This is a genomic window from Nitrospira sp. Vd2 (assembly GCF_979581665.1).
The window spans coordinates 71,324-84,277 of sequence record NZ_CEFZSK010000007.1 but is presented as its reverse complement, the minus strand read 5'-3'; the positions used below and the strand labels follow the sequence as shown (position 1 = coordinate 84,277).

General features: G+C 61.3%; 14 protein-coding genes and 1 pseudogene. 7 read left to right on the top strand and 8 right to left on the bottom strand.

The annotated features are described in order from the left end of the window. Positions 1-284: 284 nt before the first annotated feature. The 5 genes from AC1U7K_RS03950 to AC1U7K_RS03930 are packed head-to-tail and all read right to left on the bottom strand — an operon-like array spanning position 285 to position 4,731. Positions 285-1,169 carry a glycine betaine ABC transporter substrate-binding protein gene (locus AC1U7K_RS03950; RefSeq protein WP_480249492.1) on the bottom strand — a complete coding sequence of 295 codons (885 nt, stop codon included), beginning with the start codon at positions 1,167-1,169 and terminating at the stop codon, positions 285-287. Beyond that, positions 1,139-1,756 carry an ABC transporter permease gene (locus AC1U7K_RS03945; RefSeq protein ID WP_480249491.1) on the bottom strand — a complete coding sequence of 206 codons (618 nt, stop codon included), beginning with the start codon at positions 1,754-1,756 and terminating at the stop codon, positions 1,139-1,141. The genes AC1U7K_RS03950 and AC1U7K_RS03945 overlap by 31 nt, the downstream gene beginning before the upstream one ends. Before the next feature lie 3 nt (positions 1,757-1,759). Further along, entirely contained in the window at positions 1,760-2,494 is a 735-nt protein-coding gene (locus AC1U7K_RS03940) for an ATP-binding cassette domain-containing protein (protein WP_480249490.1), read from the bottom strand. A 1-nt stretch (position 2,495) separates the two neighbouring features. Further along, complete coding sequence (gene egtD / locus AC1U7K_RS03935; RefSeq protein ID WP_480249489.1) at positions 2,496-3,512, bottom strand: L-histidine N(alpha)-methyltransferase; 1,017 nt, start codon at positions 3,510-3,512, stop codon at positions 2,496-2,498. After that, complete coding sequence (locus AC1U7K_RS03930) at positions 3,484-4,731, bottom strand: SUMF1/EgtB/PvdO family nonheme iron enzyme (RefSeq protein ID WP_480249488.1); 1,248 nt, start codon at positions 4,729-4,731, stop codon at positions 3,484-3,486. The genes egtD and AC1U7K_RS03930 overlap by 29 nt, the downstream gene beginning before the upstream one ends. A 285-nt stretch (positions 4,732-5,016) precedes the next feature. On the opposite strand from AC1U7K_RS03930, the gene AC1U7K_RS03925 reads away from it, so the two are divergent. From AC1U7K_RS03925 to AC1U7K_RS03900, 6 genes and pseudogenes are all read left to right on the top strand, one after another. Beyond that, a complete protein-coding gene (locus tag AC1U7K_RS03925) occupies positions 5,017-5,379 on the top strand; it encodes a hypothetical protein (protein WP_480249487.1) in 363 nt (120 codons plus the stop codon). Next, positions 5,376-5,546: a hypothetical protein gene (locus AC1U7K_RS03920; RefSeq protein ID WP_480249486.1), complete on the top strand. Its 171-nt coding sequence runs from the start codon at positions 5,376-5,378 to the stop codon at positions 5,544-5,546. Before AC1U7K_RS03925 ends, AC1U7K_RS03920 begins: the two co-directional genes overlap by 4 nt. Beyond that, positions 5,543-6,406, top strand: a pseudogene (locus AC1U7K_RS03915) (sterol desaturase family protein). Before AC1U7K_RS03920 ends, AC1U7K_RS03915 begins: the two are co-directional and overlap by 4 nt. A gap of 93 nt (positions 6,407-6,499) precedes the next feature. After that, the gene (locus AC1U7K_RS03910) at positions 6,500-7,411 is read left to right on the top strand and encodes a formylglycine-generating enzyme family protein (protein ID WP_480249485.1); all 912 of its coding nucleotides are present in this window, start codon (positions 6,500-6,502) and stop codon (positions 7,409-7,411) included. Positions 7,412-7,447: 36 nt separating this feature from the next. Next, positions 7,448-8,005, top strand: a complete 558-nt coding sequence (locus AC1U7K_RS03905) for a thioredoxin family protein (RefSeq protein ID WP_480249484.1) — start codon at positions 7,448-7,450, stop codon at positions 8,003-8,005. Beyond that, positions 7,993-8,508 (top strand): c-type cytochrome, encoded by a 516-nt coding sequence (locus AC1U7K_RS03900; RefSeq protein ID WP_480249483.1) that lies wholly within the window; start codon positions 7,993-7,995, stop codon positions 8,506-8,508. The genes AC1U7K_RS03905 and AC1U7K_RS03900 overlap by 13 nt, the downstream gene beginning before the upstream one ends. 36 nt (positions 8,509-8,544) lie before the next feature. On the opposite strand, the gene AC1U7K_RS03895 is transcribed toward AC1U7K_RS03900, so the two are convergent. The 3 genes from AC1U7K_RS03895 to bioF form a co-directional block, all read right to left on the bottom strand. Beyond that, on the bottom strand, positions 8,545-9,711 hold the full coding sequence (locus tag AC1U7K_RS03895; protein WP_480249482.1) for a PilT/PilU family type 4a pilus ATPase: 1,167 nt from the start codon (positions 9,709-9,711) through the stop codon (positions 8,545-8,547). A gap of 38 nt (positions 9,712-9,749) precedes the next feature. Further along, positions 9,750-10,808, bottom strand: a complete 1,059-nt coding sequence (locus AC1U7K_RS03890) for a type IV pilus twitching motility protein PilT (RefSeq protein WP_480249481.1) — start codon at positions 10,806-10,808, stop codon at positions 9,750-9,752. Positions 10,809-10,903: 95 nt separating this feature from the next. Next, complete coding sequence (gene bioF, locus AC1U7K_RS03885; protein WP_480249480.1) at positions 10,904-12,064, bottom strand: 8-amino-7-oxononanoate synthase; 1,161 nt, start codon at positions 12,062-12,064, stop codon at positions 10,904-10,906. A 107-nt stretch (positions 12,065-12,171) separates the two neighbouring features. Between bioF and AC1U7K_RS03880 the strand changes: the two genes are divergently transcribed. Beyond that, the gene (locus AC1U7K_RS03880) at positions 12,172-12,948 is read left to right on the top strand and encodes a tetratricopeptide repeat protein (protein WP_480249479.1); all 777 of its coding nucleotides are present in this window, start codon (positions 12,172-12,174) and stop codon (positions 12,946-12,948) included. Positions 12,949-12,954: the final 6 nt, after the last annotated feature.

The window sequence follows — 12,954 nt, the reverse complement described above, 5'->3', positions numbered from 1 at the left end:
GAGGACACCACCAATGCACAACTTATTCCACGTACTTCAGAGACAGGACACTAGTTGATCACGGACATTCTCCGGCGAGCCGCTCAAGGCGGTGAAGGGCGATGAGATGACAAGCGCCCGGAATCGTTGCGCTTCGTGGTCTGCTGGGAGAGGAGCTGAAAATGATGACAGAAAATTCCGACCGAGACCGACGCCGACATCGCGCAGCGGCGCAAGTACTTGCACGATGCGCCGCGCGATGGACGTGTTCTGAAGAGTTCGAGCGCGATCCAGTTCGGCGTGCTCTAGTCCGCCAAGCCGCGATCCTTCAAGAATTGACGGGCCACCTCTTGCACCCGGCCGTGTTGGTCCATCGCCTGATGATTGAGCCCGCGCATCGTCTCGGTGCTCAATGTTCCAGACAATTCCTTGAGCGCGGCTTCGAGTCCCGGCGTGCGCATGAGCGACTCCTCTCGGACCGCGATGGCCGCTTGATACGGAGGAAAGCACCCTTTGTCGTCCCGCAGCAGCGTCACATCGAGCACGGACAAGAGGCCGTCGGTCGCGTTGCCCGCGACCATGCTGACGTGGCGTTGCTGGAGCGCGCGGTACAGCAGTCCCAAGTCCATGGTCTGCACCGGGCCGGTCAGCGGCAACTGGTACGTGTCCAACAGCGCTCTGAGCCCGTCGGGCCGTTGCTGGAATTCGTAGCCCACTCCAAGCGTCCACCCTGCCCGATAGCGGGCGGCATCGCTGAGCGATTCGATCTGATGGGTCCGTGCATCCTCTCGGCGGATCACCATGGCGAACGCATTGTCAAATCCGAGCGGGTCCAACCATCGAATGGCAAACCGCCGCTGATATTCTGCCCGGACGCGGGCGAAGAGGTCGTCGGCGTCCGCGGATGGCGCAAAACCAAGCACGGCGGTCCAGGCCGTGCCGGAATATTCCGGATAGAGGTCGATCTCGCCCTTTACCAGAGCCTTGTGCGCGAGCATGGTGCCGCCGAGATTCAGCTTGCGAGACACGCGACGACCGAGCCTGTGCTCGAGGTGCTGCGCTATGATTTCTCCCAGCAACACCTGTTCGATGAAATTCTTCGAGCCGACGGTGATCGGGCGGTCCTGCTGAGCGCAGCCGACCAGGAAGGCGAGCAGGATCAATGCGGCGAGAATTTTCGTTCGATCCATTCCAGTCCTCGGTCCGCACCGATGGCCATGACGGCGGCGGGCACCGCGCCTGCCAGCAGCAGGAGCGAATCGACGGACGCGAGTCCGCGAAAGATAAACACCCCCAACCCGCCTGCGCCGATCGCCGCAGCAATGGTCGCCGTGCCGATGGTCGTCACGGTGGCAATCCGCACGCCGGCGAGAATCGTCGGGGCGGCCAACGGCAGTTCCACCTGCCAGAGGAGTTGCCGATTCGTCATGCCCAGCGCAATGGCCGATTCACGAATGAAGCGGTCGACGCCGAGGATGCCGGTCACCGTATTTCTCAGCATCGGCAGGAGTGCATAGAGCACGAGCGCGACAATAGCCGTGTGCGGACCGATTCCGCCCAGCCAGGGGATCGGAATCAAAAACCCGAAGAGCGCCAAGCTCGGGATGGTCTGCAGCACATTCGCCAATCCCAGCAGCCAGTCACGGAGTCTCGCGCGGCGCGTGAGCAGAACGCCCGTGGGGATCGCCAGTGCGGCCGCAATCGTCATGGCGACGGTGACGAGCAGCAGGTGCTCGATCGACAAATCGAACAACTCGCCCAGCAGCGTCGGGACCACCTGTTACCCCTGCTCCAAGCATGCCCGGAACGCGCGTGCTTCCTCGGTCGGCGCCGCGAGGAACTCCGATGGCGTGACGACGAGGTCGAGGGCCCCCTTGGCCAGCAGCGCGATGCGGGTCGCCAGGGCCAGCGCTTCCCGCACGTCGTGGGTGACGAAGATGGCCGTCTTCCCGAGCTCCCGGCGCAAGGCCAGAAACTGATGCTGGAGATCCAGACGGGTCACGGGATCGAGCGCCCCGAACGGCTCATCGAACAACAAGAGCGGCGGATCGGCCGCGAGCGCGCGCGCGACGCCGACCCGTTGCCGCTGCCCGCCGGACAAGTCCCGCGGATATCGGGGCGCGAATTCGTCGTACGGAAGCCCGACCTGATCGAGGAGCGAGCGCACACGAGCCTGAATAGCGGCGGGCGGCCAGCCTTGCAAACGAGGGACAAGGCCGACATTGTCCGCGATCGTGAAGTGCGGGAACAGTCCGCCTTCTTGAATCACGTAGCCGATCCGGCGCCGGAGGTGAATCGGGTCCCAGGCGGTGGTTGGCTTTCCGTCGACCAAGACCAGACCGGCGCTCGGGAACAGGAGGGCGTTCACCATCTTCAGCGCGGTCGTCTTGCCCGAGCCGCTTCGGCCGAGCAGCACGAGCGTCTCACCGGCGTGGACATCCAGCGTGAAGTCGTGCAGCACGTCGGCTCGCCCGAGCCGCGCGGAGACGTGCTGAAACGACACGACCACACCCATGTTAGAGGGCAGCGGTCGGCGTCCCGTCCGCGATCCACAAGTTTTCCGCGAACGGCCAGTCTCGATCGACCCATTGCTCGACGCAGCGATAGCCGGTGTCTCTTGCGAGGACTCGCATCTCGTCCACGTCGAACTTATGGCAGGCTTCCGTTCGAATCGATTCGCCCTTCTGCAATGTGCACATCACATCCGCCATCCTGATCGAAATGCGCTGGGATCGTTCTGACTGAACGTGCATTTCGATACGGCGCTCCCGATCGTCATAGCGGACCATATGACGAAAGTGTCGGAGCTCGAAATCACCGGCCAACTCCCGGTTGATGCGTGCCAGCAGGTTCAGGTTGAACGCGGCCGTGAGACCGATCGAGTCATCATAGGCGGCGAGCATCGTGCCTCTCGGCTTCTCCAGATCGGCTCCCACGAGCAATGCATCGCCGGGCAACAGGCAGCGGCGGATCTTCGTGAGGAATTCTGCCGCGGCGGGACGGTCGAAGTTGCCGATGGTGCTCCCGAGAAACAAGACAAGGAGGGTTTGCCCCGGCCGCCGGGACGCGGCGACTTCAGATAAACCTTCCAGGTAGGATCGCTCCAAGCCGACTACGGTAACGCCGGCGAGGTCGCACAACGCGCGCCGGCACTTCTCGAGCGCGGACACTGAGATGTCGATGGGAAAGTACTGGACCGGCTCCCGGCGGACCAAGGCTTCCAGCACCCAGCGCGTCTTTTGCCCGCTGCCGCTTCCGAGTTCGGCGACCAGCAGTGAGGGCGGTAGACGGTGGAGGATCGCCGGCGCATATCGACGAAGCAGGCGCTCATCGGCGCGGGTGAGCCCGTACTCCGGCAAACAGGTGATCGCCTCGAACAGCGCGGTGCCCAACTCATCATACAGGTAGGTGGACGGAAGTTCCCGTTGTGGCCGGGCCAGTCCGGCCCGCACGGCGTCCGCGAACGCCTCCACCGTGGCGGCAGCCCTCGACCGCGGATGCGCCTCAGTTCTCAACGCATCGAAAACTGGCATAGACGTACGGATAGTTCGGCCGAAACCAATTGCGGAACGATCGGCGGATCAAGCGCGCAGCGGTGCGGGGCGAGGCCCCTTTGAGCACGTAGTGACGGCCGTCGAAAAAAGGTGCCGAGTAACCGGGATAGAACGGAAATGGCTGAAAATCGGGAAACGGCGTGAAGATCGTTTGAGTCCACTCCCAGCCGTTCCCGACGAGCTGCGAGACGCCGAAGGCGCTATCCCCCGCCGGCGTAGCCGTGACCGGCACGGGATCCCAGTATCGACAGTCGAAATTGCCGTGGCGAGGATCAGGCGCGGCGTCGCCCCAGGGATAGGCGCGTTCATCGCCCTGCGGGGTGCCATAGGCCGCGCGGTGAAACTGTGCTTCGGTCGGCAACGATTGTCCGACCCACCGCGCGTAGCGGTCGGCTCCATGCCACGTGACATAGACGGGCCAGTCTAGCGGCAACGGAATCTTGCCCCACACTGTCCGCCAGAGCCATCCGGTTCCAGCGCGTCTCCAAAAGTGTGGAGGGTCGGCGCCGGCCTCGACGAACTTCAGGTATTCGCCGTTGGTGACTTTGTGCTTTCTGATTCTGAAACGCGGGACCGAAACCACGTGCTCGCCAAATTCATTGTCCCAACCGAAGGGGGGAGCGTCCATCTCCGCTGCTGGTCGCTGCCGGCCGAGGCGTACCGTCCCGGCGGGAATCTCGATCATCGTGTTCAGTGGAGGCGAAGAAGAGGGAGACGAAGGCGGCGGTGCGATTCTTCCGACAGCCACGGGCGCTGATAGATTATGGATCAGGTAGGTAAAGGTTTCGGCATGCATCAACCGATGCTCGATTGCGACGTCGAGAAACACGGGGTCGACTTCCCGAACGACGGCATCGAGACGTCGACACACCTCATCCACATATCGACGAACATCCGAGACTGCGGGCCAGTCCGAGGCCTGATCCTGGGGTTCCTCGCCGGTGTGAGGATCGATGCCGAACGCGAAGAGGCGATCGAATGCCGGATGGAAGGACGGCAGTCTACACGCGTGCCGCCCGATCAGATTCCAATCGAAGGCGTCGATGTGGCCAAGGTAGAAGACGAGACGATGCCGCTCGGGCACCGGGCGTTCGTACCACTGTGCGCCGCTGATAAATTGAAAGAAATGATCGGTATGGCGGCGTGCCGCGACGAACGCACGTACTGTTCGAGTCTCACCTACGACCGCTTGCCCCACGTGGTCTGCCTCGAGCCTTCTAGTGAGCCCACTTTCATTTGCTGCGGGACGCCGGATGGACCTCCACGTAGTTGTACACGACATTCTCGGCGCTGGATAGCCGCAACAACCATGTAAGCATTGGTAGAAGGAATGACGGCCAATGAACGCGCGAGGGGAGTCGCAGACAAATCCGTGGACCGAGAATCGGCAAGCGCTTTGGGTCGGGGAAGAGCAGAGCCCTTGACGAGATGATCAGCAGACGGCCGACACGCCAGCCATGATGACCCGAGTAAGATGATGAGAATGATGACCAGGACCAACGCAGAGCAACTTCGGCAGGAGTTGCAGACCGGGGTGACGCAGGGCTTACGACTGCGTCGGGCGATGATCGTTCTGTCGCTCGTTGGTATGGTGAGTATGGCGATCGTCTCACTGTTTCAGACCGGCGTGATTCGGCATTTGCCCGACCCACCGCTCCGTCGGTTCGATTCAGACGGTGTCAATTCATCCGACCTCGCCTATCAGTGGGGCGTGCCGGATGGGACGGTATCCCTCGCCAGTCATGCGGTCAATGCGGCGATTGCAGCCACCGGCGGTTCGAGACGGGCAGGGCACAACCATGGCTGCCGCTGTGTGCCGCCGGAAAAGCAGGGGCTGAAGCGGTGATCGCCGCTCGGTACCTCTTCTATGAGATGCCGTCGGTGCAGAAGCGATGGTGCGGCTACTGCATCGTCGACGCGGTGGCGCATCTCGGAACATTCATCCTCGCGCTTCCCGAGGCCAGAGACGCGCTTGCTGCCATCCGGACCCGCAGATCGGCGGTTCGCCAATGATGCCGACGGCGATTCTAAGAACGACGCTGCCGCTGTGGATCACCGCCCCGCTGGTGTTTGGGGCGTTCGTCGGACTCTGGAGGTGGGAAAGACGATCCCCGCTTCGGCGAACCGTCGAATCGCGTTCGAAACGAACGGAACGAAACTTGGCGATGGCGGCCCTGGCCGCGGCTTCGCTTCAGGTGACCGAGCATCCGGTCATTCAACGATTGAGCCTCGCCGTAGAGGAGCGGCAATGGGGGCTGTTGAATGTACGGTGCCTCCCGAGCTGGGTCGAGCTGCCTCTCGCCGTCCTGCTGCTGGATTACACGCTGTACATCTGGCACGTGCTGTTACATCGGGTGCCGTGGCTTTGGCGTAGCCATGTGGTCCATCACATCGATCGGGACCTCGACGTGTCAACCGCGGTCTGATTCCACATCGCGGAATTGCTGTGCTCCCTCCCATGGCGCGCGGGCCAAGTCCTCCTCATTGGTGTCTCCCCGCTGGCTCTCTCGGTTTGGCAAACATTCGTGCTGCTGTGTGTCATGTTCCACCATTCCAATGTCCGGCTTTCCGAGAGAACGGAGCAGTGGTTGTCGCGCTTCATTGTCACGCCCCGGATGCACGGCATTCACCACTCGATCGTGCGGGAGGAGACGGATTCGAACTGGTCGAGCGGGCTCACCATTTGGGATCGCCTGCACCGCACGCTCAGGCTTTCCATCCCGCAAGACGCCATTACAATTGGCGTCCCGGCCTATCAGGCTCCGGAGGATGTCCGCCTGGCCGAACTGCTCCGCCTGCCGTTCCTCCGGCAACGGCCGAGTTGGCGGTTTCCGAGCGGCGTCAAACCGACGCGCGAGATCTGCGATCGCTGAGGAGCGTCTTCTGCGCCCTGTCCCGTGGACCTCTTGGGTTCCATCCTCTCCGCGGAGTAGAATCGCTCAGGACGGAACTTCAGGGAGGCGGCCATGTCTTATTTTTTGTCTTCTTGTCGATGGTGGGTCGGAGGGGCAGCGGCCTTCTGTGCCGCTGCAGGCGTCGTTATCGGCATCGGGATATCGGGCTTGTTCGCGGCGGAACCGGGTACGGACGGGAAGACGGCGGCGGGAACGACGATCGTCGGAAAGGACGGAGCACCGATGGTGCTGATCCCGGCGGGGCCGTTCACGATGGGCACCGAGGACGTCGGCTCCAACTGGTTTCAAGGGAACCCGAACGAATTTCCCGAGCACACGGTGAACTTGAAGGGTTACTACATCGACCAGTTTGAGGTGACGATCGCCCGCTACGCCAAATTTTTGGAGGAGACCGGCCATGAGACGCCGCCTTCGTGGGACGACGAGGCGGTGACGAACGCGGGTGACCGTCCCGTCGTCGGTGTGGATTGGGAAGATGCCAACGCCTACTGTCAATGGGCGGGAGAGCGCCTTCCGACCGAAGCGGAATGGGAAAAGGCGGCACGAGGGACCGACAAGCGCCGGTTCCCGTGGGGCGACATGCAGCCGTTCGTCGATATCGCCAACTACAATCGCGGTCTCTGGGTGAGTTACCCGATCACGCTGGTCGCGGTGACGAGCGGGACGGAAGGCATGAGCATTCGACACGGATTGAAGGAAGGCGGCAAGAGTCCATACGGTCTTTATCACATGGCGGGAAATGCCGCGGAATGGGTCGCCGACTGGTATGACCGGGAATACTATGGGAAGAGTCCGAAGGACAATCCGCCGGGGCCGGAGAGCGGCGAGAAGAAGGTGATCCGGGGAGGATCCTGGGGCGATCCGCCGAGAAATATCCGTGTCACGGCTCGGTTCTCGGCGCATCCCGATTTTCGCGACACGAGTATCGGCTTTCGGTGTGCCATGGATGCGCCGGCACCCTAACGACGGTGTCTGTTTTCTCGTGAAGAGGCTGTCGTCATGAGCCACGCTCTACGAATCAGCGACGTGTTGCAATTGGGTGACCGTGCGCCCGACTTTTCGCTGCCCGGAGTCGATGGCCGGCTTTATCGGTTGGATGACTTTCGTGAGAAGTCCGTGCTCGCGGTCATCTTTTCGTGTAACCATTGTCCTTATGTTCAGGCGTATGAGGACCGCGTGATCGCACTTCAGCGCGAGTACGGGCCAAGAGGTGTGCAGTTCGTCGCGATCAACTCGAACGACGAGATCGGCTATCCGGAGGACAGTTTCGAGAACATGAAGACACGGGCTGCGCTCAAGGGATTCAATTTTCCGTACCTTCGCGATGCCTCGCAAGCGACGGCACGTGCCTATGGAGCCACTCACACACCGCAGTTGTTCGTCTTCGATCAGCAGCGCCGTCTCGCCTATGCCGGGAAGATCGACGACAACTGGCAGCAGCCGGATCATGTCCGCCGCCGTTTTCTCCGTGACGCCCTCGACGCGCTCCTCGCCGGCAGGTCTCCTGAAGAGCCGGCCACCCATGCGATCGGTTGTACGATCAAATGGGCGAGATAAACCCAACACCGACCAAGAGTGGGAAACTCAGCGAGCGCAGCTGGACCTTCCTGGTCATCGGCCTCACGCTGCTTGTCAGCATTGTTTCCTACCTCCGGTATACACCCACGGCTCGACCGCCGGGCGGCGGCGCGTCCGTGATCTCCCCGGACCTCGTGCCGTTGGCGACCGGTGAAGAGCCGGTCGAACAACTGTTCGTGCGGGCCGGCTGTGTCGTCTGTCACACGATTCCCGGGATCCCGGGCGCGGAGGGCCGGGTCGGGCCGGTGCTGACCATGGGTGATTCTGCTCGCCTTCGCCTCGCCGATCCCGACTATCACGGGAATGCGAAGACCGTTCGGGAATACATCATTGAATCAATTCTGTCGCCCAGCACGTACATTGTGCCCGGCTATCCGCCGAACGTGATGCCGCGGTGGTACGGGAAGAAATTGAGCGCCGGCGCGCTTGATAAGATCGGCGCGTACTTGGAGTCGTTGACGACGGGGGACACCGGCCGCTAGCGGCGGTCTCTCTACCCTTATATGATGGTAGTCGTGCTATTTAACGGGGGCCGTCCCTTTGATGTGGAGCCCGGCTCCCTTCGGGTTGCCGGCTTTGGGCACCGGGGATGCCGTGGGCGGCCCGTCGTCGTCGGCTTTGAGCCCGGCCAGCTTGATCTTGATGCGGAGGTTGTTGGCGCTGTCGGCATTGATCAACGCCTGCTCCAGGCTGACCTTGCCGGCGGCGTATAGTTGGAACAAGACGTGATCGAACGTCTGTGAGCCTTCTTGAATCCCCTGTTCCATCGCTTCTTTCAGAATGTCAATCTGCCCCTTCTTGATGAGGTCCTTGGCTCGCGGCGTGTCCATCAGGATTTCACACGCGGCGACGCGCTTCCCGTCGACTGACGGAATCAATCGCTGCGAGACGATCGCGCGAAGATTGAGCGACAGTTGCAGATAGATCTGTTGATGGCGCTCGGCCGGGAAGAAATTCATGATGCGCTCGATCGCCTGGTTGGCATTGTTCGCATGGAGCGTGCTGAGGCAAAGGTGACCGGTTTCAGCGAACGTAATGGCCGCCTCCATCGTCTCGCGGTCACGCACCTCACCGATGAGGATGACGTCCGGCGCTTGCCGCAGCGTGTTCTTCAGCGCCGCCTCGTACGAATGCGTGTCGAATCCCACTTCGCGTTGCGTGACGACGGATTTCTTGTGCCGGTGGACGAACTCGATCGGATCTTCAACCGAGATGATGTGGCCAGCCGCGCGCTCGTTCCGATAGTCGATCATCGCGGCGAGCGAGGTCGATTTGCCGGACCCCGTGGCACCGACGAAGAGCACCAGCCCGCGCTTTGTCATGGCCACATCTTTGAGGATCGGCGGGAGCCCGAGCTTGTCGATGGGCTGGATCTCGACTTTGATCTGCCGGATGACGATGCCGACGTTCCCGCGCTGTCGAAAAATGTTGACACGGAACCGGCCGAGGTCCGGGTAGTACAAGGCGAGGTTCATCTCCATGGTCTCTTCGAATTCTTTGCGTTGCCGTTCGCGCATGATGGCGAGTGCCAGCGCTTCGAGCTGCTCGTTGGTGGCCGGCGCGTCGCCGATCGATTGCACGGTGCCTTGAATGCGATAGTTCGGAGGCAGATCAGCCGTGAGGTACAAGTCTGATGCATCTCGGTCCACCATGACTTTCAGCAATTGACGAATGTCGAGCGACATGAGTCCTCCGATGGCCTGACGTCACCTAAGCCGCGGCGCTACGCTGCGCCGATCGCCGTGCCGGCGAACAGATTGGGGTTCATGCTGCGGGACTGGGCTTCGGCTTTCGTAACCAGGCCGCGGCTCGCGAGATCGACGAGCGCCATGTCCATTGTTTGCATGCCGTCCTTTTGGCTGGCCTGCATGATGCCCGGAATTTGGTGCAGCTTGGCCTCGCGGATAAGGTTCCGGACGGCCGTTGTTGCAACGAGGATCTCCAGGGCGGCAACCCGGCCGCCCGTTTTTTTCTTCAGCAGCGTTTGTGTCATGATGCCCTCGATCGATTCGGCAAACTGAGCGCGGACCTGCGCTTGCTGGTTTGGCGGAAAGACGTCGATGACCCGGTCGACTGTCTTGTAGGCGCTCGAGGTGTGCAGCGTACCGAAGACCAGGTGGCCCGTCTCGGCCGCGGTGAGCGCGAGCTGAATGGTTTCCAGGTCCCGCATCTCGCCGACCAGGATGATGTCCGGATCTTCGCGGAGCGCGGATCGAAGGGCATTGGCAAATGAATGGGTATGGGCGCCTAGCTCCCGCTGGTTGATGAGACACTTTTTCGATTTGTGGACGAATTCGATCGGGTCCTCGATTGTGATGATGTGCCCCTCGTAGGTTTCATTCAGGTAGTTGATCATCGCGGCCAACGTCGTCGATTTGCCTGAGCCTGTCGGGCCGGTCACCAACACCAGCCCTTTTTCCTTGTCGCATAACTGGCGGATCACAGGCGGCATGCCGAGCTGCTCCAGCGGCAGTATTTTGGTGGGAATGGTCCGAAAGACCGCGCCTTCGCCGCGGAGCTGCATAAAGACATTGACGCGGAATCGCGCGACCTCGCCCATCTCGAAGGAGAAGTCGCACTCGTGCTGTTCTTCGAAGATGCGCCGCTGCGCGTCGTTCATGATGTCGTAGACCATCGCATGGACCTCCTGCTTGCTCAAGGGCGGGTGGTCCAGCTTCTTCATTTCCCCGTTGAGGCGGAGCATCGGGGGCTCACCGGCGCTCAGGTGACAGTCCGATGCCCCCTGCTGCACACCGAAACTCAATAGCTGCGCAATGTCCATAGATCTCCTCGTGATTGAGACGGCACGGCTCCCCGGCCCAGGCCCGAAATCTCAACAAGTATAACGAAACTTTTACGGGTGTCTAACGAGAGCGGCTAGATCAGCCGGAGCGCTTGGCCTACTTTTTGGAATGCCGCCAATGCGTGATCGAGATGGTGCTGTTCATGAGCGGCGGTGACGGTGGTGCGAATCCGGCTCGTCTCCTTCGGCACGGTGGGCGGTCGGATGGCGGGCGCATAGACGCCCAATTCGAGGAGGTGCTCGGCGAACGCCAAGGCTTTCTCCTCGGTCCCGATGATAATCGGGATAATCGGACTCACGGTCGCTGTGGTCTTGAACCCCAAACGAGCGAGGCCCTCGAACCAATAGGCGCGATTCTTCCAGAGGGCCGCTAGCCGGGTCTTATCCTTGGCGATCAGTTCGATGGCGGCGGTCGCCGCGGCGGCGATCGCTGGAGGAGGAGCCGTCGAATAAATGAACGACTTGGCGGTATTGATCAAGAACTCGATGAAGACGGATCGTCCGACCATGAAGCCACCGGCTGTGCCGAATGCTTTGCTCAGGGTCCCCATATGAAAAGGCAGGCGCGATTGAACCTGCCAGTGCTCGGCACTGCCGCGGCCGGTCGCTCCCATGACGCCGGTTCCATGCGCATCGTCGAGAAAGAGCGTCGCTTCGTATTGTTCGGCAAGATCCACGAGCGCGGGGAGCGGCGCCGCGTCGCCATCCATGCTGAAAATCCCTTCCGTCACGATCAGTGCCGCCCGGCCGGTTCTCCGGTTCGCGAGCAACCGCTCCAGGTGCTCGACCTCGTTGTGGCGGAAGACACGGACCTCGGCACCACTCAAGCGGCACCCATCAATCAAGCTGGCATGGCACAGACGATCGGCAAAAATCACGCCGCCGGGTCCGATCAATGCCGGGATAACGCCGATGCTCGTGGCATAGCCCGAGCTAAACGTGAGTGCGGCTTCGGTTTCCTTGAAGGTAGCGAGCGCCCGTTCAAGCTCACCGTGCGCCGAGGACGTGCCCGAGATAAGGCGAGAGGCGCCGCTCCCGACGCCGAAGAGCTCAATGGCTTCCCCTGCGGCACGCTTCAATAATGGATCGCCGGACAAGGCCAAGTAGTCATTGGAGGCCAAGGACAGGACCGGCTTGCCATCAAGGTCCATCATCGGCAGCGTCTGCGGATTGAGGACGCGAAGGCGACGAAGTCGATGCCGATCGGCAAGGTTCTTGAGCCGTTGCGAATACATTGTATTAGCGTACGCTAATCAGCACTGCTCCATGCTGTCAACGGTCGCTCTATAATTGACATCCTGTAGATCAACCTGTATAAGCGAACGCTTATACTTAGAGAGCCATGTCTTACCGAATTCGTATTCAAACGAAAGTCACTTCCCCGGACGAGGCGCAGTTGCTCAGCGGGATGGAGCGCCTGGGTCTGTTTCTTCAGCAGCACATTCGGCAGGTCGCGATTGTTCTGGGAGTCGTTGTTGTCGCGGCCGCGATCGTCGGCGTCGTGCTCTGGCTCGACCATCGGAATGCGGAGCGGGCGCTCGAGCTGGAGCACCAGGCAACGCAGCTCTATCTTGATCGCCCCGTCGATAAACCGCAGCAAGCCGATCAGAACCTGAAGCAGGCCATTGTGCTCTACCGTCAACTCCTCGATCAATATCCCCGTACGCCGAGCGCACAACTCGCATTGTTTCAACTTGGCAATGCGCTCGTGCAGGCGAACGAGCTGGGAGCGGCGATCGAGGCCTACCAGAAATATCTCACGGTGTACCGAGATAATCCGATGATGCTCGGTCTGGTACTGCAGCGGCTGGGCTATGCTCAGCTATTGAAGGGTGATGTCGACGCGGCGAGAAAGACCTTTACGTTAGCGCTCGAGATGGAAGGCGTGCTCAACAAGGACCAGATGTTGTTCGAGCTCGGCAAGATCGAGGAAAGTCAGTCGCGTCCCGAAGGCGCACTTGCCCACTACCAAGAGTTGACCAAGTCCTATCCGAATTCCCCGTTTGCCGGCGAAGCGACGGTCCGGGCCAAGACGCTGGAAGCGAAGAAGGGACCTGCCGAGGCGGCTGCTCCAGCCACGCCGACGCTGCCGACTCCAGCGGCCGAGCAGAAAAAATAATGCTGT

What these genes read in the sequence shown, in the direction of transcription:
- AC1U7K_RS03905 (WP_480249484.1), top strand. Translation starts at nt 7,448, where the DNA reads ATGAGCCACGCTCTACGAATCAGCGACGTGTTGCAATTGGGTGACCGT.
- AC1U7K_RS03890 (WP_480249481.1), bottom strand. Translation starts at nt 10,808, where the DNA reads ATGGACATTGCGCAGCTATTGAGTTTCGGTGTGCAGCAGGGGGCATCG.
- AC1U7K_RS03900 (WP_480249483.1), top strand. Translation starts at nt 7,993, where the DNA reads ATGGGCGAGATAAACCCAACACCGACCAAGAGTGGGAAACTCAGCGAG.
- AC1U7K_RS03910 (WP_480249485.1), top strand. Translation starts at nt 6,500, where the DNA reads ATGTCTTATTTTTTGTCTTCTTGTCGATGGTGGGTCGGAGGGGCAGCG.
- AC1U7K_RS03880 (WP_480249479.1), top strand. Translation starts at nt 12,172, where the DNA reads ATGTCTTACCGAATTCGTATTCAAACGAAAGTCACTTCCCCGGACGAG.
- AC1U7K_RS03950 (WP_480249492.1), bottom strand. Translation starts at nt 1,169, where the DNA reads ATGGATCGAACGAAAATTCTCGCCGCATTGATCCTGCTCGCCTTCCTG.
- AC1U7K_RS03895 (WP_480249482.1), bottom strand. Translation starts at nt 9,711, where the DNA reads ATGTCGCTCGACATTCGTCAATTGCTGAAAGTCATGGTGGACCGAGAT.
- bioF (WP_480249480.1), bottom strand. Translation starts at nt 12,064, where the DNA reads ATGTATTCGCAACGGCTCAAGAACCTTGCCGATCGGCATCGACTTCGT.
- AC1U7K_RS03940 (WP_480249490.1), bottom strand. Translation starts at nt 2,494, where the DNA reads ATGGGTGTGGTCGTGTCGTTTCAGCACGTCTCCGCGCGGCTCGGGCGA.
- egtD (WP_480249489.1), bottom strand. Translation starts at nt 3,512, where the DNA reads ATGCCAGTTTTCGATGCGTTGAGAACTGAGGCGCATCCGCGGTCGAGG.
- AC1U7K_RS03925 (WP_480249487.1), top strand. Translation starts at nt 5,017, where the DNA reads ATGATGACCAGGACCAACGCAGAGCAACTTCGGCAGGAGTTGCAGACC.